This is a genomic window from Streptomyces venezuelae (assembly GCF_008642355.1).
GTDB classification, from domain to species: domain Bacteria; phylum Actinomycetota; class Actinomycetes; order Streptomycetales; family Streptomycetaceae; genus Streptomyces; species Streptomyces venezuelae_B.
The window spans coordinates 5,317,665-5,343,840 of sequence record NZ_CP029193.1 but is presented as its reverse complement, the minus strand read 5'-3'; the positions used below and the strand labels follow the sequence as shown (position 1 = coordinate 5,343,840).

Genomic DNA, 26,176 nt, shown 5'->3' with positions numbered 1-26,176 from the left:
CTATCACAGAAGCAGACAAAAGCCCCTTAGGGTGACCGTTCAGGGGTTGCCCGAACGGTCACCCGGGGTGCGGTCCGCTCACGCCTCCTCGCTGTCCCCGCCCGCTCCGTGGTCCTCGTCGAGACCGGTCTCCGGGCCGTCCCACGGAGTCGCGTCACGCGGCGAAGTCGTCCCCAGACGCAGGGACTTGCGAGCGGGGATGGCGCTCTTGTCACCCATTTTCCGGAAGCCCGCCAGGTAGTGCTTGTCGAAGGTGTCGGCATCGGAGGCCTCGGCCGCCTTCGCCCACTCCTTGCGGCCCTTCTCGATCTCGGTGACAAGCCTGTCGATGTGCTTCTGTGTGCCCGTCGGCCAGTCGTGCGCGCGCAACTGCCGTGCCTGTTCGGCGAGGCCCTTGTCGACGCGGGCGGCCCACTTCTTGTGCCCGTCGAGGTCGTCCTCGATCCGCTCCTCGGCGGGCGCCGCGAGGTACTCCTTGCTGAAGGCGCGGTCCGCCTTCACGTAGGCGAGCTGGTCCGCGTCGAGCGTCGTCGCGTCGCTGCGCAGGGAGCCTTCGAGCCGTTCCCCCGCGTCGACGGCACCGAAGATGCACGTCCCGTGGCGGTCACCGTGTCGCCAGGTGGTCCGGTCGGGCATGAAGTAGTAGATCTGGGCGTCGCCGAAGTCCGCCCAGGTGTCCATGACGTACGCCCACTGCAGGTCGGTGCACTTGGACTCCGCGAGGTCGATCATGGCGTCCTCCCCCGGGTACTCCGCACCGGTCACGCGGAACGACGCGAAGACCTCGCCGTCGTGCTTCCCGGCGCAGGGGACCTCGTCCACCTGGGCGGCGTACTCCATGGAGTCGATCTTCCCGTCGGGCGCGTCGAAACAGCCGCCCTTGTCGACCGGGAAACCGGTACCGCTCTGCCGGGACTCGCGGGCCGCGTCCTTGAACCCCTCGGCGAAGTCGCGGGCGGCGCCCGTGGCGACGGAGAGCACGAGCAGGACGACGCCCACCACGGAGAGGATGCCGCCTGCGATCGCGAGGCCCTTGCCGCGCTCGCCCTTCCTCTTGATCTGCGCGAGCCCGACGAGGCCGAGGACGAGGCCCACGGCGGGCACGAAGCAGAAGATCCCGAACACGAGCGACGCGATCGCGAAGCCGTTCACCGGCGGCCGGGAGTACGGCGAGTACGGGCCGGGCCAGGCCTGGTACGGGAGCTGTCCGTGCGGGGGCTGCGGCGGCCAGGGGGCGCCCGGCTGGTCCGGCTGACCCGGTGCGCCTCCAGGAGGGGCGTTCGGGCCGGGGGGCGGCGGTATGTCCACGGGTAACGTGCTCCTGGATTCTGGTACGGGTGGTGCTGGGGTGCCGTCAGCGGCGTCATGCGGGGGTCGTGCAGGCCGCGCAGGGCGTACGGAGAGCCTGGCGCATCGTAATCGGGGTGGGGGATAAAAAGTAATGCGGCGACAAAGCTCGACAACTCGGTCAGCCACGCGGAGCACCGTTCGGGCCGTCAACGACTTGACCGCGAAGTGGGCCGCCACGGCCTCCGCCGACCGCGGCACGGTCTTCTCGGCGCCCGGCGTCTGGCCCCTCCTGGCGTTCCTCGCCGACGGCGCGACCGGCGCGGCCCGCGCGGAGCTCTCCGAGGCGGTGGGACTCCCCGCGGACGAAGCGGCGTCGGGCGCGCGCGAGTTGCTGGCCGCGATGGACCGCGTGCGCGGCATGGACGCGGCCCTCGGCCTGTGGACCAGGCGCACCCTGACCCTGCGGGACGCGTGGCGCGAGGGGGTGCCGGTGGACGCGCTGGGGGTGCTGACCGGTGACCCGGCCGTGGACGCCGCGGCGCTCGACGCGTGGGCGGCGGAGCGGACGGGCGGGCAGATCCCACGGATGCCGGCCCGTCCCGACAAGGACACGGAGTTCGTCCTGGCGAGTGCGCTGGCGCTGCGCACCGCATGGCTCCAGCCCTTCGACGACGGCCTGATGGTCCCCGAAACGGGGCCGTGGCAGGGCCGTTCCCTGGCCGGCCTCCACCGGTCGACGTCGCTGCTCGACCGTGTCGGCGTCGCGCGGTCCGCCACGGGATCCGTGACCGAGTTGAAGGTGCTCGGCGACACCGGGGTCGACGTCCACCTGCTGCTCGGCGAGGACCACATGGGGCCGGGGGCGGTGCTCGGGGCGGGTGTGGACGCGCTGGCGCGCAGAATCCCGGTGGTACCGGGAACCCACATGCCGTACGGCGAGGCCGGCCCCGGTCTGGAGGTCCGCCGGGTGCGCGCCATGTCGCCGCGCCCGGCGACGCTGCACGTCGCCACCGTGCCGTTCACGTCGACGGCGCGGCACGACCTGATGGCGCGGCACGAACTGTTCGGCCTGACCACCGCGAAGGACATGACGGACGCGGCGGAGGGCCACTTCCCGGGGATCGCGGTCGAACCCCTGGCGCTGCAGAGGGGCGAGCAGGCGGCGACCGCGACGTTCAGCGCACTCGGCTTCCGGGCCGCCGCCGTCACGGTCTTCATGGCGTACGGCGCGGGCCTGCCCGAGGAGCGCTACGTCACCACCGACGTGAACGCCACCTTCGACCGCCCTTTCGGCTTCCTCGCCGTCCACCGCACCTCACGCCTCGTCCTCGCGGCGGGCTGGGTCACCGACCCGGAGCCGTACCGCGAGGACGAGCATCACTGAGGTACTTCAGCGGTCAGAACTGCAGACTCCAGGAGTCGATCTTCCCGGTGTCCTGCGCCGCGTTGTCGCTGACCCGCAGCTTCCACGTGCCGTTGGCCGTCTCCGAGGAGGCGTTCACCGTGTACGTGGTGTTGATGTTGTCCGAGCTGCCGCCGGTGCCGTAGCCCTTGAGGGTGTAGGCGGTCCCGTCGGGGGCGATCAGCTGGACCTGGAGGTCGCCGATGTACGTGTGCTGGATGGTCACCGGCACGCTCAGGGCGGCGGGCGCGTTGCCCGGGACCTCGGTCACGGTCACCGGGGACTCGGCGGTGGCGTTGTCCCTGATCGGGTAGTCCGTGTCGTTCGTGAACTTCTTGCCCGGCGGGTTGGTCGTACCCCCGGTGACGTTCAGGAGACGGTTCGGCGAGCCCGAACCCGGACTGGTGACGACGCCCGTCGAGGAGGCGCTGACGAGGGCCGAGGACACCTGGGCCGGGGTCGACGAGGGGTTCTGGCCCAGGTAGATCGCTGCCGCGCCCGCCACGTGCGGGGACGCCATCGACGTACCGGAGATGGTGTTCGTCGCGCTGTCGCCGGAGTTCCACGTCGAGGTGATCGAGGAGCCGGGGGCGAAGATGTCGAGGATGCTGCCGTAGTTCGAGTAGCTCGCCCTCGCGTCGGTGCTGGTCGTGGCACCGACGGTGATGGCCTCCGCCACGCGCGCGGGCGACTTGGTCGACGCGTCGGTCGACTCGTTGCCCGCCGCCACGGCGTAGGTGATGCCGGACGCGATGGAGTTGCGGACCGCCGTGTCGAGCGCGCTGTCGGCACCGCCGCCGAGCGACATGTTGGCCACGGCGGGCTTGACCGCGTTCTTGGTCACCCAGTCGATGCCCGCGACGACCTGCGCCGTGGTGCCCGAACCCTGGTTGTTCAGGACGCGGACGCCGACGATCTTGGCCTTCTTGGCGACACCGTGCAGGGTGCCCGCGACGGTCCCGGCGACGTGCGTGCCGTGGCCGTGGCCGTCCTGCGCGGTGTTGTCGTTGTCGATGGCGTCGTAGCCGTAGGAGGCGCGGCCGCCGAAGTCGGTGTGGCTGATGCGGACGCCGGTGTCGATGACGTACGCGGTGACGCCCTCGCCCGCGGAGTCCGGGTAGGTGTACTTCTGGTCCAGCGGCAGGGTCTTCTGGTCGATGCGGTCCAGGCCCCAGGACGGCGGGTTCGTCTGGGTCGCGGAGGCAGTGAACGTCCGGTTCTGGACGACCGCGTCGACGGCCGGATCGGCCGCGAACCTCTTCGCCTCGGCCTCGGAGAGCTCGACCGCGTAGCCGTTGAGCGCCTTGTCGTAGGTCCGCTCGATCTTCGCGCCGTACTCCTTGGCGAGGGCCTTGCCCGCGGCGGAACGGGCCTTGGGGCCGTCCTTGTCGAGGCTCACGATGTAGCTGTTCTTGATCGCGCCGGGAGTCCCGGCGTTCTCTATCGTGCCCTCCGCCCGGTCCGGCCGGGCGTTCGCCGGAAGGGCGGAGACGACGCCGAGGGCGAGGGCCGCGACCGCTGTCGCGCTGATCCCGGCCAGTCTTCGGCGGTTGTGACGCATCACTGCCATCTGAGGGGTCCTCCTCAATAGGTGGTGCGCTGGTGGGGGAATGGTGCTGTGGTGCCCACACTCACGGGGGAGGCGCGCGGCAGGGTGAAGTCGCACGGCAGGGTCGCGGCGCACGGCAGCATCAGGGCAGGGCCATGACAATCTGTTCATGCGGTTTGCCGAACCTTGCCGATCCCTTGTGGGCCCTTGCCTCCGCCCGGACGAAAGATTGGCTGATCCATAGGAATCCCACAAGGGTCAGGACAGGACGTAACACGCCCGCCACGAACCCCTCATGGCGCCCCGCCACCACAACGCCCTCACCCCCCACCCCCCATACGTCCCACCTTCAACAATCACCCCCCATAACCTGCGCGCATGACAGACATGCCCACGCACACCACAGAGGCGACCGCCCTGCCCGACCGCTGCTGCCCCGCCGACGGGACGCGCGTCCCCGCGGACTCCCTCGCATGGTCGTGCCCGGCCTGCCGCGGCCCCCTCGACCTGGACTTCTCCCCCGCGCCCGCGCCCCTGAAGGCGCTGACGGGCCGGGTGAACTCCCTGTGGCGGTACGCGGAGTGCCTGCCGCTGCCCGCCCCCGCGATCTCCCTCGGCGAGGGCCGCACCCCTCTCGTGGAGCTGGCGGGGCCGATTTCGGCCAAGTTGGACTTCCTGATGCCCACGCTGTCCTTCAAGGACCGCGGCGCGGTCATGCTCGCCGCCCTCGCGCGGCGTCTCGGCCCCGACCGGGTGATCGCCGACAGCAGCGGCAACGCGGGCACGGCCGTCGCCGCCTACTGCGCGCGGGCGGGCCTCGACTGCACCGTGTACGTCCCCTCCGGTACGTCACCGAAAAAGCTGGAGCAGATCACCGCACACGGCGCCCGCCTCCACATCGTCGACGGCGACCGGGAGTCCACGGCACGCGCCGCCCGCGCCGCCGCCGACGAACCCGGCACGTTCTACGCCTCCCACGTCCACAACCCCTACTTCCTCCACGGCACCAAGACGTACGTCCACGAGCTCTGGGAAGACCTCGGCGGCCACCTCCCCGACGCCCTCGTCGTCCCCGTCGGCAACGGCACGCTGCTGCTCGGCGCGGCACTCGCGATCCGGGAGCTGCACACGGCGGGACTCATCGCGCGCCGGCCCGCGCTGTACTCCGTGCAGTCCGCGGCGGTCGCCCCGCTCGCCGAGGCGTGGCGGGCCGGCGCCGACGACCTGGTCGGCGAGAGCCCGACGGCGCCGACCTTCGCCGAGGGCATCGCGATCCCCCGCCCCCCGCGCGCCCGCCAGATCCTGCACGCGGTACGGGCCTCGGGCGGCGGCTTCCTGACGGTGACGGAGGAACAGATCGTGACGGCTCAACGGGATCTGGCCGCACGCGGGTTGTACGTCGAGTCCACGGGCGTCGCCTGCTGGGCGGCCGTGCGGGACGGGGCGCTCGGGGAGCGGACGGCGGTGGTCCCGCTCTGCGGGGCGGGCGCGAAGACAGGGCTCGCGAACGCGGTGGAGGGCTGACGCAAAGCAGGGGGACCTGGACCGGACCTGGAGAAACCCCCGACCGACGAGATGGCGCTGGCGGCCCTCTTCCCGAAGGACGCACACAGCCGCTTCGACCAGGTCACGATCATGCTGGAGGACTCCCCCGCGAGCCCGGACCTGCGGGCGGCCCTGTTCCGGATCCTCGCGGGCACGCCCGGCATGAAGCTGGCGGGCGACGCGCGGGACAGCGAGGGCCGGGCGGGGGTCGCGGTGGAGATCACGCAGAAGTCGTGGGTGAGGATGGGCGAGGGCGCGGGCGACGACCTGACACTCCACACGCAGGACCGCTGCATCATCGCCCCCGACACGGGCCTCCTCCTGGAGACGACGCACAAGACCCTCGGCCGGGCCACCCCGGCGGACCGCTGCACCTGGCTGGAGGTGGGGCCCGCGGAGCGGGTGGAGTGAACGGCGACGGGTGAGTCCGGTCAGTCCGTGACGATGCCCGCCGCCAGCGTGGTCCCGTCGGCCGGGTCGATCAGCAGGAAGGAGCCGGTGTGCCGGGAGTCCGCGTAGGCGTCGAGGGCGACTGGTTCGGCGGTGCGCACCCGTACCCGGCCGATGTCGTTCGCCACCAGCTGCCCAGGGTCGGCGTGGTGCGTCAGGTCGTCCAGGGCGAGCCGTGAGGTGATCTCCTCGACAGTCGCCTTGACCGTGCGGGTGGTGTGCTTGAGCAGGACCCGCCGGCCCGCGGTGAGCGGGGTGTCGGCCAGGTGGCAGACGGTCGCCTCGATGTTCCGGCCGAGCGCGGGGACGTCGTGCGCGGGCACGATCAGATCGCCGCGGGAGATGTCGATGTCGTCCTCCAGGAGGAGCGTCACGGACTGCGGGGCGCTTGCGACGTCGACGCCCACACCGAGCAGGTCGATGCCGCTGATGCGCGATCCGATGCCGGAGGGGAGGACCTTCACCTCGTCGCCGACGCGGAAGGTGCCGGTGGCGATCTGACCCGCGTACCCCCGGTAGTCCGGGTGCTCCGGGGTGCGCGGCCTGATCACGACCTGCACGGGCAGGCGGGCGTGGCGGGCGGCCGACTCACGTCCGGTCGGCACGGATTCCAAATGTTCGAGGACGGTCGGACCGCCGTACCAGTCCATGGCGGCGGACGGCTCGACCACGTTGTCGCCGGCGAGCGCCGAGATCGGGATCGCGGTGATCTCCGGGACGCCGAGCCCCAGGGCGTACGCGGTGAACGTCTCAGCGATGCCGGCGAAGACGGGCTCGGCGTAGTCGACGAGGTCCATCTTGTTCACGGCGAGGACCACGTGCGGCACGCCCAGCAGCGCGGCGATGGCGGCATGCCTGCGGGTCTGCTCGACGACGCCGTGGCGGGCGTCCACCAGGATCACCGTCAGCTCGGCCGTGGAGGCACCGGTGACCATGTTCCGGGTGTACTGCACGTGGCCGGGGGTGTCGGCCAGGATGAACCGGCGCCGGGCCGTGGCGAAGTAGCGGTACGCCACGTCGATGGTGATGCCCTGCTCCCGCTCCGCACGCAGCCCGTCGGTGAGCAGCGCGAGGTCGGGCACGTCCTGGCCGCGGCTCGCGGAGACCTGCTCCACCGCCTCCAACTGGTCGGCGAAGACCGACTTGGAGTCGTGCAGGAGCCGTCCCACCAGGGTGGACTTGCCGTCGTCGACGGAGCCCGCCGTGGCGAACCGCAGCAGGGTTGCCTCCGCGGGGGCCGCCCGGCGGGCGGGCTGCTCGGTGCTGATGGTCATTTAGAAGTACCCCTCGCGCTTGCGGTCTTCCATCGCGGCCTCGGACATCTTGTCGTCGGCGCGGGTCGCGCCGCGCTCGGTGAGCCGGGACGCGGCGATCTCGGTGATGACGGCGTCCAGCGTCGTCGCGTCGGAGTCGACGGCGCCGGTGCAGGACATGTCACCGACCGTGCGGTACCGCACGAGCCGCGTCTCGACCGTCTCACCCGCCTTCGGCCCGCCCCACTCACCCGCCGTCAGCCACATCCCCGCACGCTCGAACACCTCGCGCTCGTGGGCGAAGTAGATCCCGGGCAGCTCGATGTCCTCGCGGGCGATGTACTGCCACACGTCCAGCTCGGTCCAGTTCGACAACGGGAACACGCGCACGTGTTCGCCGGGCGCGTGGCGGCCGTTGTAGAGCTGCCACAGCTCGGGGCGCTGGCGGCGCGGGTCCCACTGCGAGAACTCGTCGCGCAGCGAGAACACCCGCTCCTTCGCCCGCGCCTTCTCCTCGTCCCGGCGGCCCCCGCCGAAGACCGCGTCGAACCGCTCGCTCTGGATCTTCTCCGTCAGCGGCAGCGTCTGGAGGGGGTTGCGGGTGCCGTCCGGGCGCTCGCGCAGCACTCCGCGGTCGATGTAGTCCTGCACGGAGGCGACATGCAGCCGCAGCCCGTGCCGGGCCACCACCCGGTCGCGGTACTCCAGCACCTCGGGGAAGTTGTGTCCCGTGTCGACGTGCAGCAGCGAGAAGGGGATCGCCGCGGGGGCGAACGCCTTCAGCGCCAGGTGCAGCATCACGATCGAGTCCTTGCCGCCCGAGAACAGCAGCACCGGGTTCTCGAACTCACCCGCCACCTCGCGGAAGATGTGCACCGCCTCCGACTCCAGCACGTCCAGGTGCGAGAGCCGGAAAGGGTGACCGCCCCGGCTGTCGGCCCCCTCGGACACGGTCGTCGCGGTCGTCGCGGTCGTCACAGCAAACCTCTCTCACCCAGCAGTGCGTACAGCGCCCCCACCGACTCCTCCACCGACTGCTCGTGGGCCTCGATCCGCAGCTGAGGTGACTCCGGCACCTCGTACGGGTCGTCGACCCCGGTCAGACCGGAGATCTCACCGGCCGCCTGCCGGGCGTAGAGACCCTTCACGTCCCGCGCCGAGCACACCTCGACCGGTGTCGCGACGTGCACCTCCAGGTAGCGGGTGCCTTCCTTCTCGTGGTGGCGGCGCACCGCCGCCCTTCCGTCGGCGTACGGGGCGATCACCGGCACGAGGACCAGTACGCCGTGCGAGGCGAGGAGTTCGGCGACGAAGCCGACGCGCCGCACATGGGTCTCCCGGTCCGCCCGGCCGAAGCCGAGGCCCGCCGAGAGGAACGAGCGGACCTCGTCACCGTCGAGCACCTCGACCCGGCGGCCCTCGGCGCGCAGCCGCGCGGCCAGCCCGTACGCCAGGGTGGTCTTTCCCGCGCTCGGCAGCCCGGTGAGCCAGAGGGTGGTTCCCCCGGTCGCCGGCCCCGCGGCTGTGGTCCCGGTGCCGGGCATCGCGGTCACCACCCCACCGACCGGTAGTAGGCGGCGTACCGGCGGAAGAGTTCCTCGCCGACGGGCGGCCACGTCATGCCGGACGCGGCGGCCAGCTCCCCGGCCCGTTCCCTGGCGACCTCCGCCGGGTCCTGCCGGAAGAGCTCGGCCAGACTCTCCTTGACGTGTGCTTCGTCGTCGGCGGGCGAAGGGAGCAGCGCGAGGACCCGCACCAGGTCGTGGTCGTCCGGTGCCTCGGCGGAGCTGCGGCGCAGCTGTTCGTGGAACACGGAGTACGGCACCTCGGTGAGCCCGAACTCCCGCTGGAACACCGCCATCAGCGCGTCGAATCCGACGGCGTGCGGCTGTACCGCGTGCAGCCAGCCCCTCTCCCCCCGCCGGACGGCGGCGACGACCAGCGCGCTCACCCAGTCCACCGGCGTGTAGTCGGTGGCTATGGGGCTGGCGAACGACATGCCCGTCTGCAGCCACGCCTTGACGAGGAGGTCGTGCAGGCCCCGGCGGCTGGGGACGCCCGTCGTGGAGTGCGGGGTCACCTCCCCGAAGCGGTGGACGGTGATGTCGAGTCCGCGGTCGGCCGCTTCGGCGAGAAGACGCTCGGCCACCCATTTGGACTGGCTGTAGCCGTCGTCGGGGACGAGGTCGTCGTGCACGGGGCCTTCGGGGATCAGCCGTGTCCCGTACTCGCCGTGCGGGAACACGCCCAGGGTGGAGATGAAGTGCAGTTGCTTGCGGCGGTGGGCCGAGGTGAGCCGGAGGATCTCCAGGGTGCCGGCGACGTTGGCGCCCCGGTGGGCCTGGTAGCCGCGTGCGAGGTGGACCATCGCGCCGTTGTGGACGATGGTGTCGGCGTGTCGTGCGAGATCCGTGAACTCCGCTTCCGTGAGACCCAGTCGGGGAAGGCGCAGATCTCCCGGGACGGCCTTGATGCGGTCCTCGTACGCGTCGTCCCAGAGGCGGTACTCCCGCAGGTTGGCCACGACGCGGTGGCGGGCGGTCTCGGGGTTCTCGGCGCGCACCAGGCAGTGCACGTCGGCCGTGGTGCGCTCGAGCAGGTCGTGCAGGAGCTGACCGCCGACGAATCCCGTGGCGCCGGTGAGCAGCACCTCCCGCGGTTCCGACGGTCCGCAAGGGGTACCGAGGGCCACGATGTCCTCGGGAAGCACCGTGTCGGGCGCCAGAAGCGCCAAGCCCTCCCGGGCCGCTTGCTCCTCCGGTGCGTCGGCGCGCGGTGACTGCGCTCCGCCGGCGAGCAGGGCGGCCAGTTGGGGCGCGGTCGGCCGCTCGAAGACGTCCCGGACCGACACACGGATGCCGAAGCGCTCGGTCAGTGCCACGGCGAGGCGCTGCGCGCCGAGCGAATCGCCACCCAGGTCGAAGAAGTCGGCCCCGGGGTCGACGTTCTTGACGGGCAGGAAGTCCTGCCAGATGGCGCGGATCTCGGCCGCCGTCGACTGTTCCGGCGTCCCGGGCCCGTGTTCCCCGTCGTGCTGCCCCGGCCCCGCCTCCGCCGCGGGCTGCGCGGGGGACTCCGCGGCGAGCCGCTGGAGTTCCTTGCGGTCGGCCTTGCCGTTCGGCGTCAGCGGCATGGACTGCAGGACGACGTGCCGACGCGGCACCAGTGCGGGCGGCAACTGGGCGCGCGCGTGCTCCCTGAGCTCCGTCGGACCCGTTTCCGGGGACCGTACGGTGACGAAGGCGACCAGCGCGCGGAGGTCGCCCTCGCCATGGACGATGACCTTGGCCTCGCGCACCTGCGGATGACGCAGCAGCCCCGCCTCCACCTCGGACAGTTCGATGCGCACTCCGCCGATCTTGACCTGGTGGTCGCGGCGCCCGACGAACTGCAGGAGCCCGTCCGGACGCCGGTAGCCGAGATCGCCGGTGCGGTAGAGGCGGTCGCCCGGTATCTCCGGGAAGGGGTTGGGCACAAACACGCGTGCGGTCTTCCCCGGGTCCCTGACGTAGCCGAGGCCGAGGCACTCGCCGCCGATGCAGATCTCGCCGGTCTCTCCCCCGGGGACCGGCCGCATGAGGTCGTCCACGATCACGGCATAGGTGTTGTCGATGGGGGTGCCGATCGGGACGGGGTCGCGGTCGGTGTCGCACACGACGTGGAAGACGCTGCCGATCGAGGCCTCGGTCGGGCCGTAGGTGTTGATGATCGACACGTCCGGCAGGTACGACCGGAAGGCGCGCACGGCGTCCGCGGTCATCTCCTCGCCCCCGATGAGGAGGCGGCGCAGCGACGAGAGGCGCCGGATGAGGTCGGGTTCCGCGTGCAGCAGCTCCACCAGGGTGTTGAAGATGGAGGGGACGAAGTCGGTGGTGGTGACGGCGTGCCGGTGGATGACGTCCACGGTCGCCTCCAGGTCGAGGATGCCCGAGCGCTCGGGGATCACCACCTGGCTGCCGGTCGTGAGGGGCCACAGCATCTGCCAGAGGGACGAGTCGAACTGGTGCCTGCTGTTCTGCAGCACCACCTCGTCGGCGCGGGAACTGAGCCGTCGGCTCATGTACGCGAAGCGGTTGCGGAGCCCCCGGTGGACGTTGACGGTGCATTTGGGCAACCCGGTGGAGCCCGACGTGTAGAAGCCGTACACGACGTCGTCCAGGGTGGCGGCGGGAACAGACGGGGGCTCCGCGCGGGGTGCGAGGTCCAGGGGGTGGACGGTCAGCACCGGGACGTCGACCGGAGGTTCGGGTGCCCGCTGGGAGCGCAGCACCACCTTGGCGTCGAGCGTGGCGATCATGCGGACCACGCGTTCGACGGGGCTGGTGTCGTCGACGGGCACGAACGCCGCGGCGAGCTTCATCGAGGCGACCATCGACAGAAGCAGCTCCAGGCCGCCGTCGACGACGAGCGGCACGAAGTCCCCGCGTCCGACACCGTGCTCGTGGAGCACGTGGGCGACGGCGTTCGCCCGCTCGTCGAGCTCCCGGTACGAGAGGGTCACCGCGCCGTGCGTGGCGGCCGGTGCCTCGGGCGTCAGCGCGACCCGCGTTTCGAAGAGTTGCAGAACCGTATGGTGGTCCGGGTGGTCGAAGGACTGTCCCGCGACGCCACTCTGCGACCGGATTCGATACGCCTCGGACATAGCGGACGCCCCCTTGACGGGCCGCCTTATGGGCGGCCTACTGTGCCCCGAAAGTTCGGGCTCGACCAAATTTCCGGACCGGGAAAGCGAATGACCGTTCTCCCGAGCATTCCGGAACAAGGTAAGACCGCCTTCCGGCGCCGCGATACCTCTCTGCGCTTACCAATCACGTAATCACCGCAATTACAGAGGTGGCCGGGTAATAGGGACACCAACGTTCACGGCTCCCGCCATCATGGAAATTCAGTCTCCACATCTCGACGCATCGTCGCGGGGGTAATGCACAGATGGATTTGAAACAGCTCAAGGGTCTGCGGGTGGGTCTGTTCACGTCCGGCGGGCTTTCCGGCACCGCCGTCGCGGCCTGGCTCGCCGCGAACGACGTCGACGTCACCTGCTACGTCGCGGACATCGGCCAGCGGGCGCCGCTGCCCCCCGGCGAACTCGCCCGCCACCTCGCAGGACTGGGCCTGAAGACCAGGACCGTCGACCTCCGTGCGGAGATGGCGGACATGGCGCTGGACCTGGTGACGTACCAGGCCACGTACGAGGGCGGGTACTGGAACACGACGGGTGCCGCGCGTGCGGTCCTGGTGGCCGGCCTCGGTCCCGTGCTGCGCGAGGAAGGGTGCGACATACTCGCCCACGGGTGCGTGGGAGGCGGCAACGATCAGTCGCGGTTCGCCCGCTACGCCGCCCGCTTCACCCCTGACCTCACGGTCTTCACGCCGTGGACGGCGTCGTGGATGCTGGAGCGCTTCCCGACCCGCGCCGCCATGAGCACGTACCTGAGGGAGCTCGGCTACCCCAAGGAGCTCACGGACTGGGCCGACTACTCGATCGACGGCAACCTCGCCGGCTGCTCGCACGAGAGCGATCTGCTGGAGGACCTGGGCAACCCGCCCGCCTCCGTTGCACCTCTGATGACGGTATGGCCCCAGGCCGCGGCCGCCGAACCGGAGACGTTCACCGTACGGTTCGAGGGGGGCCGGCCGGTCGCGATGGACGGGGTCGGGGTCTCCCCGCTCGACGCCGTCCAGCGGGCCAACGCGCTGGGGGGCCGACACGGCGTCTCACTGCGCACGGTGGTCGAGAACCGTGTCAACGGAACCAAGTGCCGGGGCGTCTACGAGGCTCCCGGGCTCGACGTCCTGAGCCCGTGCCTGGACGCGCTCTACCACGCCTGCCTGGACAAGCCGTCGTCCCAGCTCTTCCGCAGGCTCTCCACCGAGCTGGGGACCGCCGTCTACGAAGGCCGCTTCCACGACACGTACGGCCGGGCCGCGGCAAGCGCCGTCGACCTCCTCGCGGGCGGCGTCAGCGGCACTGTGGAGGCGACCCTGTACCGAGGGAACATCCAGGTCACACGCCTGTTTGAGCTCACGGAGGCCCCGGGCACGGCCCGTCAGACGCGCTTCACCCACGGCGGCCACCACTGGATCACCCAGCCCGTGCACGCGGCCTGAGGAACAGCGGGCCGCACGAGTGAGGGGCGGGCGACACCGGACGACAGCGTCCGGTGTCGCCCGCCCCCCTCATGTGCGCGGCATCAGCCCCCGCTCACTGCGACCACGCAGTGGGCGTGCGGTCCCACCGGTGCCTGCGCAGCTCCGCGTAGAGCTCCGGCGACAGCGGCTCCCGACCGCTCACGCCGAGGTTCGAAGCGACGTGCCGGACACTGCGCATGCCGGGGATCACCGTGCTCACCGCGGGATGCTGCAGGATGAACCGCAGCGCCAGCTCCGGCATCGTCATGCCGTCGGGCACCACGGTCTTCAGCCGGTCCGCGTGCTCGACACTGGCTTCCAGGTTCTCCGGGACGAAGTACGAGGCTCGCCAGTCGTCCTGCGGCCAGGTCGTCCCGCGGGTCAGCGTGCCGGTCAGGGAGCCCTCGTCGAACGGGACCCGGGCGATCACGGCGATGTCCCGCTCCTGGCACGCGGTGAACAGCTCGTCCTCCGGGGCCTGGTCGAAGATGTTGTAGATGACCTGCACCGAGTCGATGAGCCCGGTGTCGAGGGCCTTGAGCACGTTGGTGGGCTCCCAGCGGTTGACGCTGATCCCCACCCCCTTGACGACGCCCTCGTCCCGCAGCCGGCGGATCGGTTCCTGCCAGGCCGCGTCATCGGCCCAGGCGTCCTCCCACACGTGGAACTGGAGCAGATCTATGGAGTCCGTTCCGAGCCCTTCGAGGCTATTCTTCGTGTATTCGAGAATATGGTCCTCGGGAAAGACGTCCTGGAGCCGTGAGTCGCGCCGCGACGGAAAGTTCCGGTCCTTCGGAGGAATCTTCGTCGCTACGTACAGGCGCTTCTCCTCGTGCCTGCGCAACAGGTCACCGAGCAACTCCTCGCTGTGCCCGCGTCCGTAAATCCAGGCCGTGTCGAAGAAGGTGCAGCCCAGCTCGACGCTCTTATCGAGCGCTTCTTGTCCCGTCGCGTCGTCCGCGCCGGTCCAGCCGCCCTCCCCGCCTGCTATGCCCCACATGCCATAGCCGACCTCACTGACCTGCCACCCGAGCCTGCCGAAGCGCCGGTACTCCATGTTCCACTCTCTTTTCTGCTTGTCCCCGAATGATGTCTCAGAGCGTTTCCCGCACGATCGCGGACAGAGCGTTCGTCCACAGTTCCCGCAGCCGCGCGGGCACATCCGCCGCCACCTCCGCCGGGTCCACCCGAATGCTCAGCTCGTAGGCCGTCCGCTCCTGGAGCCGGTTCACCTCGACGAGCACCGGGAAGTTCGTGCGGTCGGCGAAGCTCCACCCGTCCGCGGTGATGCGGCGCAACGACTCCGCGGCGCCGAACACGTGGAAATCCGTGTAGTTGAACATCGCCTCGAACGGCGCCTGCCCCAACTCCTTCGTGACGCGGGCCAGCGGATACGAGCGGTGCGGCAGGTGCTCACGCTCCGCGTCGAAGGCGGCCTGGACCAGCCCCTTCCAGCTGTGGTCCGTCACCTGTACCCGCACCGGGACCACGTTGAGGAACACCCCGAGCACGAGGTCCGCGCCCGCGGTCTCCGGACGCCCGTTCCCGCAGAGCCCCGTCACCACGTCCCCGGCATCGCACAGCTGCCCCATCGCCCAGAGGTGAGCGGCCAGGAAGACGCTCTTCACCGGCACGCCCAGGGCGGCGGAGACCCGCTGCGCCCCGTCCGCCAGCTCCGCCGGAACCTCCTCCACCAGTTCGCACGCGTCGGCGTCCGCCGCCGTGCCGGACGGTTCCGGGAGCGCCAACGGCCGCATGCCCTTGAGCAGTTCGCTCCAGTACGAACGGGAGGCGGTGTCCCGTGCCGCTCGCCGTTCGGCGGCCACGAAGTCCCGGTAGCGGGACGCCGGCATGGGCGCGAGCCCGTCGCCGCCGATCCGGTGGTCGTACGCGATCAGCAGCTCGGTGGCCAGCCGGGCGAAACTCCAGCCGTCGAGGAGGACATGGTGTACCGACAGCGAGAGCCGGAAGGACCGGTCGTCCAGGAGACCGACGTGGATGCGCAGCAGCGGAGCCGCCGTCACGTCGAAGGGCGTGGCGGACTCCCGCCGCCACCACGCGTCCAGGGCCCGGCGCTGCTCCGGCCCTCCGAGGCCACGCAGATCCTCGGTCTCCACGGGGACCGTGGCCGTGGAGTGCACGAGCTGGACCGGCTCCTGGAAGTCGGCGAGCTCGAAGGAGGTCCTGAGGATGTCGTGGCGTGCGACGAGATCCGCCAGGGCGCCCCGCAGCGCCGCCTCGTCCCACGGTCCCGTGACACGCACGCCGGTCAGGTCGTGATAGAGCCCCGCGTCCTCGCTCAACTCGCAGTGGTACAGGATGCCCAGCTGGAGCGAGGACAGCGGATAGGCGTCCTCCACTCCCTGCGGGACGAGGCCGGGATCGAGGTCGGTGAGCGACGTCATCGGCGGCCCCGCGTCCTGCGGGACACCGCCGGCCTCGGCGGGTGTCTCTCCGGGGCCCGCTGCCGCCCGGGCGAGTTCCCCGAGCGTCGGGTGCAGGAACACCTCTTCCACCCCGAACTCCAGGCCTGCCGCGCGCGCCTCGGCGACCAGCCGGATGGCGATGATCGAATCACCGCCGAGAGCGAAGAAGTTGTCGTCCGCCCCGATCGCGTCCCGGCCGAGCACCCGCAGCCAGACGTCCTCCAGCCGCTCGAACATCTCGTCCCGCGATACGTCCATGTCCCCCACCCCTCATGCTCCGTCGTAGTCGATGACGGCCGCGGCGAGCACCGCGACCCAGGAGTCCAGCAGGTTGCGCACGGTGTCCCGGCGGAACAGGTCCGTGCTGTACTCGGCGGTCGTCACCATCTCCCCGTCGACCTCCTCGACCTCCAGCGTGAGGTCGAACTTCGCGCCCCCGTTGTGCAACGGCACGGGTGCGGCCTCGATGCCCGCGAGGCGCGCCTCCGGCCGGCGCGGGCCCTGGTAGGCGAGGGCGACCTGCACGAGTGGCGGCACGGCCAGGCCACGTTCCGTGACGAGGTGCGGCACCAGCCGGTCGAACGGCGCGTACTCGTCCTCGATGGCGTCGAGGACCTGGCTGTGCGTCCTGAGCAGCGCGTCGCGGAAGCCGTTCGTGCCGCGGAAGTCGAGCCGCAGGACGACCGTGTTCACGAAGAACCCGATGACGTCCTCGTGCGCCGGGTCGGCCCGTCCCGCCGTCGGCGACCCGATGAGCAGTTCGTCCTGGCCGCAGAGGTCCCGGAGTACGGACCCGAGCGCGGTGAGGACGACGCTGTACGGGGTGGTGCCCTCCTGCGCCGCGAGCCGGGCGACCGCGTCGCGGAGCCCCGCGGGGGTGGCGCGTGTGACCTGGTCGCCGCGGTAGCTCATGGACCGGGGGCGGGGGTGGTCCGTGGGGAGGGCGAGCGTCGTCGGGGCGCCGCGCAACCGGTCCACGACGCGCCCCACCAGCGCGTCCACGTCCGGGGACGCGGCGAGTTCCCGCTGGGCGCGGATGAACTCGCGGTATCCGTGCGGGTTCGCGGTCGCCGGGGCGGGGCCCTGCCCGGTGCGGTGCGCGTACGCGAGGGCGAGCTCGCGGTCCAGGAGGTCGCTGCTCACTCCGTCCGACACGATGTGGTGCGTGACCAGGACGAGGAGGTGTTCGCCGGGCGCCGTCCCGATGAGCGCGGCACGCAGCAGAGGGGCACACGTCAGGTCGAAGGGGCGGCGGGCGAATTCCTCGGCGTGCTTCAGCGCGGCGGACTCGCCGTCCCCGGACGCCCCGAGGTCGATCACCTGGAGGGCGAGGGGCGGCACGTCGTCGGCGATCTCCGCGACCAGGCGCCCGGACCGGAAGTGGAACGTGGTGCGCAGCCGTTCGTGGCGGCCCACGACATCCCGCACCGCCTGTTCGAGCGCCGCGACATCCAGGTCGCCCCGCAGCCGCAACGCGCTCGGCACGTTGTAGGCGGTGGTCGCGGACTCCTTCAACTGCGCCAGGAACCAAAGGCGTTGCTCGCCGTGCGAGACCGCGTCGGCGGGTGCGGCGCACCGGCGGGCCGCGGCCGGTCCGGAAGCACTGCCGCCCAGGCGCGCCGCGAGATCCCGGACGGTGCGGGCCGCCATGAACTCCCGCGCGGTGATCCGGGTCCCGTGGGTCTGGGTGAGGCGCCCGAGGATGCGGGTCATGTGCAGGGAGTCGCCGCCCAGCGCGAAGAAGTCGTCGGTGCGCCCGACGCGGTCCACGCCGAGGACCTCGCCCCACAGGGCGGCGAGCCGCTCCTCGTCCGGTCCCTCGGGGCGGGCGTAGGGGCGTTCGCCGTCCCTCACGTCCCGCGGCGCGGGCAGGGCCGCGCGGTCCAGCTTGCCCTGGGGCGTGACGGGCAGCGCGGGCAGCGTGACGTACGCCGCCGGGACGGCGTAGTCGGGCAGGGTCCGGGCGGCCGCCTCGCGCAGTCGTCGCGGGTCGGCCTCCCCGACCACGTAGGCGATCAGCCGTACGTCGCCCGACGGGGACCGGTGCGGCACGACGGCGCACTCCCGGACTCCCGGCTCGCCTGCCAGGACCGCCTCCGTCTCCGCGGGCTCGACGCGGTGGCCGCGGATCTTCACCTGGTGGTCGTCCCGGCCCAGGAACTCGATCGAGCCGTCCTGGGTGCGGCGGGCCAGGTCGCCGGTGCGGTAGAGGCGTGCGCCGGGCCGGGCGGCGAACGGGTCGGGAACGAAGCGTTGTGCGGTGAGGCCGGGCCTGCCGGGGTAGCCGCGGGCCACCGCCTGTCCGCCGATGAACAGTTCGCCGGTCGTCCCGGGCGGGCACGGTTCCATCGCGGGTCCGAGGACGTGGGCGTCGACCCCGTCGAGGGGGGTGCCGATCGGCAGCGTGCTGCAGTCCGGGAGCGGGGCGTCGGGCGGGTAGAACGCGGTGGTGGCCGTGATGGTGGTCTCGGTCAGTCCGTACGCGTTGATGACCGGGACGGCACTGTGCCGCCGCCAGGCGGCCAGGTGGTGCGTCCGTGCGGTGTCGCTGCCGATGACGAGGAGGCGCAGGGTCGGCGGCAGGTCGCGGGGAGCACGGTCCAGTTCGGTGCACCACTGGGCCCAGTAGGGCGTGGGCAGGTTCGCGACCGTCACCCGGTGGTCCCGGATGAACTCGGCGAGCGCGTCGGGGGCGACCGTGGTGTCGTCGAGCACGACGACGGCGCCGCCGGCGGCCAGCGTCGGGAAGACCTCCTCGCCGAGCACGTCGAATCCGGGGTTGGTGAACTGCAGGACCCGGTCCGTCTCCGTCAGTCCGAAGCACGCTCGTACGGCCTGGGCGTGGTTGGCGAGGGAGCGGTGCTCGACGGCGACGGGCTTCGGGCGACCCGTGGACCCTGAGGTGTGGATGAGGTACGCGAGTCGCCCCGGGTAGTCGTCGTGGTGCGCGGCGGGACCGTCCCCGGCGGCGGGTGGTGTGGCGTGGGCGTCGTCGGACAGATCCAGCAGGGGGAGCGTGCCGAGGACGTCCGTGGATCCCGCGTCGGGAAGCCGCCTCCTGTCGCTGATCACCAGTCGGGCCCCGGCGGATTCCAGCAGCGCACGGGTGCGTTCCGGCGGCAGTCCGGGGTCGAGCGGAAGGTAGGCGGCACCGGACTTGGCGGCGGCGAGCAGCGCGGTGACGAGCCCGGCGCCGCGCGGGAGACGCACGGCGATCACGGGTTCGTCGCCCGGGGTGTGCGGGGCCGGCGGGCCGTCGCCCCGGCCGGGCTCCCGGAGCATGGACCGCAGGCTCCGGGCCACGGCGTCGGCGCGTGCGTCCAGCTCCGCGTAGTTCACGGGCATGCCGTCGCCGAGTACGGCAGGGGCGTCCGGGGACGCCGCGGCCCGCGCCTCGAAGAGGCGGTGCACCATACGTTGCGCTTCGCTCACTGGATCCGCTCGCTCCTCGGCCGTTCGCAGGCCTGCTCCCGTACGCAGTCGAAGACCTGCCGTGCCTGCTCGTCGTGCAGGTAGAAGTGGGCTCCGGAGAAGCTCCTCCGCCGGAACGTCCCCTCGGTGTACGCCTGCCACTCCTGCATGGCGTCGGCGGTGGCGTCGCCGTCGTCGGTCCCCGACATGGCCGTCAGCGGGGCGGCGATCCGGGTCCTGGTGCGGGGCCGGTAGGCCTCGCCGATCGCCAGGTCCGCGCGCATCGCCGGGAGCAGCAGCCCGACGAGGTCGGGGTCGGCGAGCACGTCCTCCGAGCTGCCGCCCATGGCCCGCATGGCCGCGACGAGTTCCGCGTCACTGGCGTCGGAGCGCATGCCCGGGGTCACGGACGGCAGGTGGGGCGCGGGCGCGCCGGAGACGATCAGGCGCGCGGGCCGGATCCCGTAGGTGCGTTCCAGCTCGACGGCGACCTCGAAGGCGACCAGGGCCCCCATGCTGTGGCCGAAGAGCACCAGTGGCAGGTCCGCGACCATCTGCAGGCAGGCGGCGATGTCGCGCGCGAGCGGCTCGCAGCGGGTGTACGGCGGTTCGGTGAACCGTCCGGCCCTGCCCGGGTACCGCACGGCGCGCACGTCGAGCCCGGGGTCCGCCCAGGCCTGCCACTGCCGGTACGCGCCGCAGGTGCCGCCGGCGTGCGGGAAGGCGATCACCCGGGCACGGGCCTGCGGTTTCCGGGTGCCGGAGAGCCAGCGGCCCGCCATCGGGTCGGCGTTCACGCGTGCCGGACCGCGGGGGCCCCGGCGGCGGTGTCCTGGCGCAGGCTGAGGGGGCGCATGTCGGTCCACACCTCGGCGATGTGGTCGAGGCACCGCGACTCCGGGCCGCTGACCTCCAGCGAGTGCCAGCCCGCGGGCACGTCACGGGTGAGCGGCCAGATCGAGTACTGCTCCTCGTCGTTGACGACCACGCGGTAGTGCGGCTCGCTCTCCGACTGCGGGGCGTCGGCTGCGACGGGTTCGGGCATGGGTCTCTCCTGGGTTCTCGGTCGGGTGTGGGGCTGTGCGTCAGTCGCTGTCGGCCGGCGCGGTCAGGAGCTCGAGGTCGGTCCGACCGGACAGCCTCAGCCGTCCCGCCTCGCGGAACAGGCGCGCCGCCGTCCCCATCCGGACGGCCTCGGTGCGGGCCAGGCGGTAGTAACGCTGCACGGGGAGTCCGGCCGTCAGTCCGCGTACGCCGCACAGGTGCACGGCAGCGGCCGTCACCCGGGCCGCGGTCTCGGCCGCCAGGGCGAGGGCGTCGACCGCGGCCCGCTCGCACGGCCTGCCCTCCTCCGCGAGACGGCCCGCGCGGTGGACGGCGAGGCGTACCGTCTCCGTCTCCGTCGCGGCCCGCGCGAGCGTGAACGACACGCCCTGGAAGTCGTGGAGCGCGCTGCCGAACTGCTGTCGGCGCAGTGCGTACGCGCGGGCCGCCCCGTGGGCGCCCTCGGCCAGACCCAGCAGGTGCGCGGCCTGCCGGAGCCGGGCGCGTGCCGTGACCTGTGTCCACAGGTCTTCCTGGAGCAGGCCGAGCACGGACTCGTGCGGGACGACGATGTCGCCGTCCCGCGCGTCGGGTCGCCGCTCTGTCGGGGCGGCCGGGACGAGTGCGGGCGCGATGCCGTCCGCCGTGCGCAGGAAGAGCAGCCGGTGCGTGGTGTCCGGGGTCTCCGGCACCCCGGCCGGTGCCTCCACGAGCCAGCCGTGCCGGTCCTCGCGTGCCTTCGGCGGGTCGCAGGCGCCGAACGCGTCGGCGGACACGGTGAGCTCGCCGGACCCGACGGCGTCCATGAGGTCCTGGTGCGCGCCGTCCGCCGCGCAGGCCCGCAGCACGTCCGCGGTCAGGGCCGTGGCCCGGTACGGGCCGCCGAGGGCGGCACGGCCGAGCTCCTCGCACGTCACCAGCGACGCGGGCAGCCCGAGATCGAACCCGCCGCGGTCCGCCGCCACCTCGAACAAGGGGGCGCCGAGTTCGACGAGCGCGGGCCAGCCGGGGCAGGACGCGCCGTCGGCCGCGGGCGGGCCCTGGACCGCGTCGGCCCCGCCGTGGTCGCGGGCGGCCGTGACCGCCGCGAAGCGTGTGCGGAACGTCTGGCGCAGCTGACGGGTGAGCGCGTCCTCGCCGGCCTCCCAGGCGGCTGCCACGCCGCCGCCCTCGCCCGAGGCGATGAGCTGCAGCATCATCTCGGAGGTTCCGGCGGAGAAGGTGAGGCCCGGCGCCTCCCGGTAGGCGGCCTCCAGCACGCCGGTGGGCGTCGGCGACGTCATGTTCGCCCAGGCGGCCACGGACCGCGCCAGTTCGCTGGTGACGTACTTCGCCGTCGCCGCGCAGGTGGGGTCGATGTCCAGCCCGTCCGCCAGCTGTCCGAGCACCCGCCAGGCGTGCAGGCGGGAGGCCTCGACCAAAGCGCCGTACCGTCCGCAGCGTTCGAGTTCCTCGGGGTCGAGGCCCCGGGCGAGCGTGGCGGCGTACCAGCGCTCCGCCTTCAGTGAGTAGTCCAGGCCGGTGCGTTCGACGGCGAGCGCCTGGGTGAGCAGTTCCCAGCCCTGCCCGACCGCTCCCACGACGTCGTCCGCCGGAACCCGCACGCCGTCGAGGACCACGCGGTGGAACTGTTCGTCGGCGATTCCGGGGATGGTCTCGCGGCGGACGCCCGGAGCGTCCATGGCGACCATGAAGAGCGTGATCCCCTGGTAGCGGCCCGCGTCCCGGTCGGTACGCGCCGCGCACAGCGCGACGTCGGTGAGGTCGCTCTTGAGGTTGTACGCCTTCACGCCGTCGAGGACGAAGTCGTCGCCGTCGCGCACCGCCGTGGTGCGCAGCCCCGCCAGGTCCGAACCGGCCTCCGGCTCGGTGTAGAGCACGCTCGCGAAGCTCCGGCCCTCCCCGATGGCGGGCAGGTAGCGGTCCTTGAGCCGCTCGGTGCCTGCGTGCAGCAGGAACATCCCGACGATCTGCACCGTGTTGACGTGCAGGGTGTCCGGTACGCCCGCGCGGGTCAGTTCCTCGGCGGCGATCGACGCCTCGACGGTGCCCGCGCCCCGGCCTCCGTACGGCCGCGGCCAGTCGACGGCGAGCAGGCCGCGGCGGCCGAGCGCCCGGTAGAGGGGGCGGACGTCCGGTTCTCTGCTGCCGTCCGTGTCCAGCGCGTCCAGCTCGGCACGGATGTCCGCGCCGCGCAGTTCCTCGCGTATCCCGGCGCGGAACGCGTCCTGGGCAGGGGTGAAGCCGAAGTCCATGCTGCTGCTCTCTTCTCGCTCGTGCGGTCCGCTCAGGCGCGGCCGGCGTGCCCTTGCCCGTCCGTCCACCGCGCCGCGTCGTCGTCCGACATGCTCTCGATGAGGGCGAGCAGGTCGTCGTCGTCAGCGGTGGGGGTGCGCAGCCGGTCCACGGCCTCCGCGAGGTGGGCCACCGTGGGCGACCGGAAGAAGTCGGACAGCGGGACACGGACCTGGCACCGTTCGGTGAGCAGCGTCATCAGCTGGGCGGCCTGGAGGCTGTTGCCCCCGATCGCGAAGAAGTCGTCATGGACGCCGACCCGGTCGAGCCGCAGGACCTGGGCGAAGACCTCTTCGGCCAGGATCCGTTCGGTCTCCGTACGAGGCGGAGTGTCGCCCCCCGCGACCCCCGCGTCCGGATCCGGTGCGGGCAGGGCCCGGTGGTCGACCTTGCCGCTGACGGTGAGCGGCAGGGTCGGCAGGACGACGAAGTACGACGGCACCATGTAGGCGGGGAGTTGGGCGGCGGTGTGGGCCCGTACCGCGGCCGGGTCGACGGCCGCTCCCGCCGCCGGGGCGGTGTAGGCCACCAGGTGCCGCTCGCCGTGCGGGTCCGTCCACGGCACCACGGCCACCTGGCCGACTCCGGGGCAGGTCGCGGTCGCGGCCTCCACGTCGCCGAGCTCGATCCGCAGGCCGCGGATCTTGACCTGCTGGTCCTTGCGGCCCACGAAGACGAGGCTGCCGTCCCGGCGCCTGCGGACCAGGTCGCCGGTGTGGTAGAGGCGGCCGTCGGCGGTGCTGCCGAAGGGGTCGGCGATCACCTTCTCCCGGGTGAGCTCCGGCGCGCCCAGGTATCCGCGGGTCAGTCCCTCGCCGCCGACGAGCAGCTCGCCGACCACGCCGAACGGCACGGGTTCCAGCCGCTCGTCCACGACGTGGGCCACGTGGTTGGCGATGGGCAGGCCGATGGGCGGGGACGCGTCCCACTGGCCGGGGCACTCGTGCACGACCATGGTGACGGTGCACTCGGTGGGGCCGTAGCCGTTGAAGAAGCGGTGGCCGTCGCGGTTCCAGCGGTTGACGAGTTCGCCGGGGAACGCCTCGCCGCCCACGAAGACGATCCTCAGGTCGGGCAGCCGGTCGGGCTCCAGCAGGGCCAGTACGGCGGGCGGCAGGTCCACGAGGCTGATCCGCTCCTTCTCCAGGAGCTCCTGGAGAAGGATGACATCGAGTCGCACCTCGTCGGGGACCAGGTGCAACTGCGCCCCGGTCAGCAGGGCGTTGAACATCTCGCCGACGGAGACGTCGAAGTTCGCCGACGCGTAACCGAGCACGCGGTCGTCGGGGGTGAGGTCGAAGAGGTCCCGCATGGCCTCGACGAACCCCACCACCGAGTGGTGCTCGATGAGTACGCCCTTGGGGCGGCCGGTCGTCCCGGAGGTGTACAGGACGTAGGCCACGTCGCGCGGGGACACGGCGATGCCGAGACCGGAGTCGTCCTGGCTGGCCTGTGGCTGCTCGTCGAGGACAAGCACGTCACCGCGGTCGCCCGGCAGGCCGGCGGCGCACTCCGCGTGCGCGACGACCGTGACCGGCGTCGCGTCGTCGAGGATGGCCGCCATGCGGGCCGTGGGATAGCCGGGGTCGACGGGCACGTAGGCGGCGCCCGTCTTCAGCACGGCGAGGATGCTCACGACGAGGTCGGGGGTGCGGCGCAGGCACAGCGCCACCCGCTCGCCGGGTGCGGCGCCGCGGGCGACGAGCACACGCGCGAGCCGGTTGGCCCGCCGGTCCAGTTCGTCGTACGTGAGGCGTTCCGCGCCCGCGACCAGGGCCACGGTGTGGGGAGCGGCCCGCACCCGCCGCTCGAACGCCGCGGGAACGGACAGGTCGGGGACGGGAAGCGCGGGGCCGTTCCACCGCGTCAGCATGTCCTCGCGGTCCTCTGCCGTGAGCAGCGGTGCCCCGGTCACGGTCAGTTCCGGGTCCGCGAGCACCGCCGTCAGGACGTGCTCGTACTGGACGAGGAGGGCCTCCACGGTCTCCGGGTCGAGCAGGTCGGTGTTGAACTCCGCCTCCAGCACGGTGCCTTGCGGGCGTACGGAGACGTTCCAGCTCAGCTCGAAGCGTGAGGTGCCCGCGTCGAGGCTCTCCTGTCGGACGTCGAGTCCGCCCAGGGAGAGGCCGTCGTCCGCCGTGTTGTGCAGCGCGAACACGACGCCGAACAGCGGGGAACGCGACGGGTCGCGCCGGGGGCGGGCCACTTCCACGATCTTCTCGAAGGGCAGCTCGCCGTGGGCGAACGCCTCGCGCGTCACGTCACCGACCCGGTCGAGCAGCGTCCGGAAGCTCGGGTCGCCCTTCAGGTCGGTGCGCAGCGGCAGCATGTTCACGAAGAAGCCGATCAGCTCCTCCAGTTCGAGCTGGTCGCGGTTGGCCGTGGGCGTGCCGACGACCAGGTCGTCCTGGCCGGTGTGGCGGTGCATGAGCAGCAGGAAGGCGGCGAGGTGGACCACGTACGGAGTGACGCCGTGGGAGCGTGCGAGTCCGGCAACCGAGGCGGTCAGTTCGGGTGCGAGGTTCCTGCGCAGGTACGTGCCGTCGTACGTCACCTCGGGTGGCCTCGGCCGGTCGGCGGGCAGCTCCAGGTGTGAGGCGCCCGCGAGGGTCTCGCGCCAGTACGCGGCCAGCTCGTCGTAGGTGTCGCCGGTCAGCCGGCGGCGCTGCCATTCCGCGTAGTCGCCGTACTGGACGGGCAGCGGCTCAAGGGCCGCGGCCTGTCCTGTGGTCTCCGCGGCGTAGGCGGCCGAGAGCTCCTTGCTGAACACTCCGGAGGACCAGCCGTCGAACACCACGTGGTGGACGACGAAGACGAGGAGGTGGTCGTCGTCGCCCAGGCGGGCCAGATCCGCGCGCCACAGCGGCCCCTCGGTGAGGACGAAGGGGACGCGGGCCCGCTCGGCGGCGAAGCTCCGCGCGGTCTCCTCGCGGGCCTCCTCCCCGGCGGCGGACAGGTCGTGCACCGTCACGGCGTCGCGGACGCGCGGGTCGTCCGTGGCCAGCACGCTCTGGACGACACCGGTGTGCGTGTCGGCGAGCGCGGTGCGCAGCGTCTCGTGGCGCGCGACCAGGGTCCGCAGGGCCCGGCCCAGGGCGTCCGTGTCGAGTGCTCCCCGGATCCGGTAGCCGCTCGCGACGTTGTAGGTGGCGCGGCCCGGTGCCAGCCGGTCGATGAACCAGAGGGTCTCCTGGGCGTAGGACAGCCGGGCGGGTCCTGTCGCGTCGCGCGGGACGAGTGTGTCCTGTGCGGGCTTCCCCGCCCCCGAGCGGAGCTGCGCAAGGAAGGCGGCCCTGCGCCCCTCGGGCAGTTTGGCCAGCCGCTTGACGAGCTCGCTCATGGCAGATCTCCATTCGCCCGGACTTCGGGTACGGTCCGGAAC

The 26,176-nt window shown here is 72.0% G+C and carries 17 protein-coding genes; 4 read left to right on the top strand and 13 right to left on the bottom strand.

Features of this window, described 5'->3' with window-relative positions; genetic code table 11:
* Positions 1 to 78: 78 nt before the first annotated feature.
* Positions 79 to 1,308 carry a DUF4190 domain-containing protein gene (locus tag DEJ47_RS24995; RefSeq protein WP_150171826.1) on the bottom strand — a complete coding sequence of 410 codons (1,230 nt, stop codon included), beginning with the start codon at positions 1,306 to 1,308 and terminating at the stop codon, positions 79 to 81.
* 133 nt (positions 1,309 to 1,441) lie between these two features.
* Here DEJ47_RS24995 and DEJ47_RS24990 point away from each other — a divergent pair, with 133 nt between their 5' ends.
* Complete coding sequence (locus DEJ47_RS24990) at positions 1,442 to 2,674, top strand: serpin family protein (protein ID WP_150171825.1); 1,233 nt, start codon at positions 1,442 to 1,444, stop codon at positions 2,672 to 2,674.
* A gap of 13 nt (positions 2,675 to 2,687) precedes the next feature.
* On the opposite strand, the gene DEJ47_RS24985 is transcribed toward DEJ47_RS24990, so the two are convergent.
* Positions 2,688 to 4,262, bottom strand: a complete 1,575-nt coding sequence (locus DEJ47_RS24985; protein WP_150171823.1) for a S8 family peptidase — start codon at positions 4,260 to 4,262, stop codon at positions 2,688 to 2,690.
* A gap of 357 nt (positions 4,263 to 4,619) precedes the next feature.
* Here DEJ47_RS24985 and DEJ47_RS24980 point away from each other — a divergent pair, with 357 nt between their 5' ends.
* Both DEJ47_RS24980 and DEJ47_RS24975 read left to right on the top strand, forming a co-directional pair.
* Entirely contained in the window at positions 4,620 to 5,765 is a 1,146-nt protein-coding gene (locus tag DEJ47_RS24980) for a threonine synthase (RefSeq protein WP_317850837.1), read from the top strand.
* A gap of 51 nt (positions 5,766 to 5,816) precedes the next feature.
* Positions 5,817 to 6,197, top strand: a complete 381-nt coding sequence (locus tag DEJ47_RS24975) for a hypothetical protein (RefSeq protein ID WP_150171821.1) — start codon at positions 5,817 to 5,819, stop codon at positions 6,195 to 6,197.
* A gap of 20 nt (positions 6,198 to 6,217) precedes the next feature.
* Here DEJ47_RS24975 and DEJ47_RS24970 read toward each other — a convergent pair whose 3' ends face one another.
* Genes DEJ47_RS24970 through DEJ47_RS24955 form a run of 4 tightly spaced genes read right to left on the bottom strand, consistent with a single transcriptional unit; the run spans position 6,218 to position 12,131 of the window.
* On the bottom strand, positions 6,218 to 7,510 hold the full coding sequence (locus DEJ47_RS24970; protein ID WP_150171819.1) for a sulfate adenylyltransferase subunit 1: 1,293 nt from the start codon (positions 7,508 to 7,510) through the stop codon (positions 6,218 to 6,220).
* Positions 7,511 to 8,440, bottom strand: a complete 930-nt coding sequence (gene cysD, locus DEJ47_RS24965) for a sulfate adenylyltransferase subunit CysD (RefSeq protein WP_190415820.1) — start codon at positions 8,438 to 8,440, stop codon at positions 7,511 to 7,513.
* Between the two features lie 23 nt (positions 8,441 to 8,463).
* Positions 8,464 to 9,033, bottom strand: a complete 570-nt coding sequence (gene cysC / locus DEJ47_RS24960) for an adenylyl-sulfate kinase (RefSeq protein WP_150171815.1) — start codon at positions 9,031 to 9,033, stop codon at positions 8,464 to 8,466.
* 5 nt (positions 9,034 to 9,038) lie between these two features.
* Positions 9,039 to 12,131 carry a non-ribosomal peptide synthetase gene (locus DEJ47_RS24955; RefSeq protein WP_150171813.1) on the bottom strand — a complete coding sequence of 1,031 codons (3,093 nt, stop codon included), beginning with the start codon at positions 12,129 to 12,131 and terminating at the stop codon, positions 9,039 to 9,041.
* A 287-nt stretch (positions 12,132 to 12,418) separates the two neighbouring features.
* Here DEJ47_RS24955 and DEJ47_RS24950 point away from each other — a divergent pair, with 287 nt between their 5' ends.
* Positions 12,419 to 13,597 carry an argininosuccinate synthase domain-containing protein gene (locus tag DEJ47_RS24950; protein ID WP_150171811.1) on the top strand — a complete coding sequence of 393 codons (1,179 nt, stop codon included), beginning with the start codon at positions 12,419 to 12,421 and terminating at the stop codon, positions 13,595 to 13,597.
* 94 nt (positions 13,598 to 13,691) lie between these two features.
* On the opposite strand, the gene DEJ47_RS24945 is transcribed toward DEJ47_RS24950, so the two are convergent.
* The 7 genes from DEJ47_RS24945 to DEJ47_RS24915 are packed head-to-tail and all read right to left on the bottom strand — an operon-like array spanning position 13,692 to position 26,134.
* On the bottom strand, positions 13,692 to 14,675 hold the full coding sequence (locus DEJ47_RS24945; RefSeq protein WP_150171809.1) for an aldo/keto reductase: 984 nt from the start codon (positions 14,673 to 14,675) through the stop codon (positions 13,692 to 13,694).
* Positions 14,676 to 14,712: 37 nt separating this feature from the next.
* Complete coding sequence (locus DEJ47_RS24940) at positions 14,713 to 16,302, bottom strand: condensation domain-containing protein (protein WP_150171807.1); 1,590 nt, start codon at positions 16,300 to 16,302, stop codon at positions 14,713 to 14,715.
* A gap of 12 nt (positions 16,303 to 16,314) precedes the next feature.
* Positions 16,315 to 19,476, bottom strand: a complete 3,162-nt coding sequence (locus tag DEJ47_RS24935; protein WP_150171805.1) for a non-ribosomal peptide synthetase — start codon at positions 19,474 to 19,476, stop codon at positions 16,315 to 16,317.
* The gene (locus tag DEJ47_RS24930) at positions 19,473 to 20,252 is read right to left on the bottom strand and encodes a thioesterase II family protein (RefSeq protein ID WP_150171803.1); all 780 of its coding nucleotides are present in this window, start codon (positions 20,250 to 20,252) and stop codon (positions 19,473 to 19,475) included. Before DEJ47_RS24930 ends, DEJ47_RS24935 begins: the two co-directional genes overlap by 4 nt.
* Positions 20,249 to 20,500 carry an MbtH family protein gene (locus DEJ47_RS24925; RefSeq protein WP_150171802.1) on the bottom strand — a complete coding sequence of 84 codons (252 nt, stop codon included), beginning with the start codon at positions 20,498 to 20,500 and terminating at the stop codon, positions 20,249 to 20,251. The genes DEJ47_RS24930 and DEJ47_RS24925 overlap by 4 nt, the downstream gene beginning before the upstream one ends.
* Positions 20,501 to 20,540: 40 nt before the next feature.
* On the bottom strand, positions 20,541 to 22,754 hold the full coding sequence (locus DEJ47_RS24920) for an acyl-CoA dehydrogenase family protein (protein WP_150171800.1): 2,214 nt from the start codon (positions 22,752 to 22,754) through the stop codon (positions 20,541 to 20,543).
* 32 nt (positions 22,755 to 22,786) lie between these two features.
* The gene (locus DEJ47_RS24915) at positions 22,787 to 26,134 is read right to left on the bottom strand and encodes a non-ribosomal peptide synthetase (protein ID WP_150171798.1); all 3,348 of its coding nucleotides are present in this window, start codon (positions 26,132 to 26,134) and stop codon (positions 22,787 to 22,789) included.
* Between the last annotated feature and the right edge of the window lie 42 nt (positions 26,135 to 26,176).

What these genes read in the sequence shown, in the direction of transcription:
- DEJ47_RS24990 (WP_150171825.1), top strand. Translation starts at nt 1,442, where the DNA reads ATGCGGCGACAAAGCTCGACAACTCGGTCAGCCACGCGGAGCACCGTT.
- DEJ47_RS24985 (WP_150171823.1), bottom strand. Translation starts at nt 4,262, where the DNA reads ATGGCAGTGATGCGTCACAACCGCCGAAGACTGGCCGGGATCAGCGCG.
- DEJ47_RS24980 (WP_317850837.1), top strand. Translation starts at nt 4,620, where the DNA reads ATGACAGACATGCCCACGCACACCACAGAGGCGACCGCCCTGCCCGAC.
- DEJ47_RS24975 (WP_150171821.1), top strand. Translation starts at nt 5,817, where the DNA reads ATGGCGCTGGCGGCCCTCTTCCCGAAGGACGCACACAGCCGCTTCGAC.
- DEJ47_RS24970 (WP_150171819.1), bottom strand. Translation starts at nt 7,510, where the DNA reads ATGACCATCAGCACCGAGCAGCCCGCCCGCCGGGCGGCCCCCGCGGAG.
- cysC (WP_150171815.1), bottom strand. Translation starts at nt 9,033, where the DNA reads ATGCCCGGCACCGGGACCACAGCCGCGGGGCCGGCGACCGGGGGAACC.
- DEJ47_RS24955 (WP_150171813.1), bottom strand. Translation starts at nt 12,131, where the DNA reads ATGTCCGAGGCGTATCGAATCCGGTCGCAGAGTGGCGTCGCGGGACAG.
- DEJ47_RS24950 (WP_150171811.1), top strand. Translation starts at nt 12,419, where the DNA reads ATGGATTTGAAACAGCTCAAGGGTCTGCGGGTGGGTCTGTTCACGTCC.
- DEJ47_RS24945 (WP_150171809.1), bottom strand. Translation starts at nt 14,675, where the DNA reads ATGGAGTACCGGCGCTTCGGCAGGCTCGGGTGGCAGGTCAGTGAGGTC.
- DEJ47_RS24940 (WP_150171807.1), bottom strand. Translation starts at nt 16,302, where the DNA reads ATGGACGTATCGCGGGACGAGATGTTCGAGCGGCTGGAGGACGTCTGG.
- DEJ47_RS24925 (WP_150171802.1), bottom strand. Translation starts at nt 20,500, where the DNA reads ATGCCCGAACCCGTCGCAGCCGACGCCCCGCAGTCGGAGAGCGAGCCG.
- DEJ47_RS24920 (WP_150171800.1), bottom strand. Translation starts at nt 22,754, where the DNA reads ATGGACTTCGGCTTCACCCCTGCCCAGGACGCGTTCCGCGCCGGGATA.
- DEJ47_RS24915 (WP_150171798.1), bottom strand. Translation starts at nt 26,134, where the DNA reads ATGAGCGAGCTCGTCAAGCGGCTGGCCAAACTGCCCGAGGGGCGCAGG.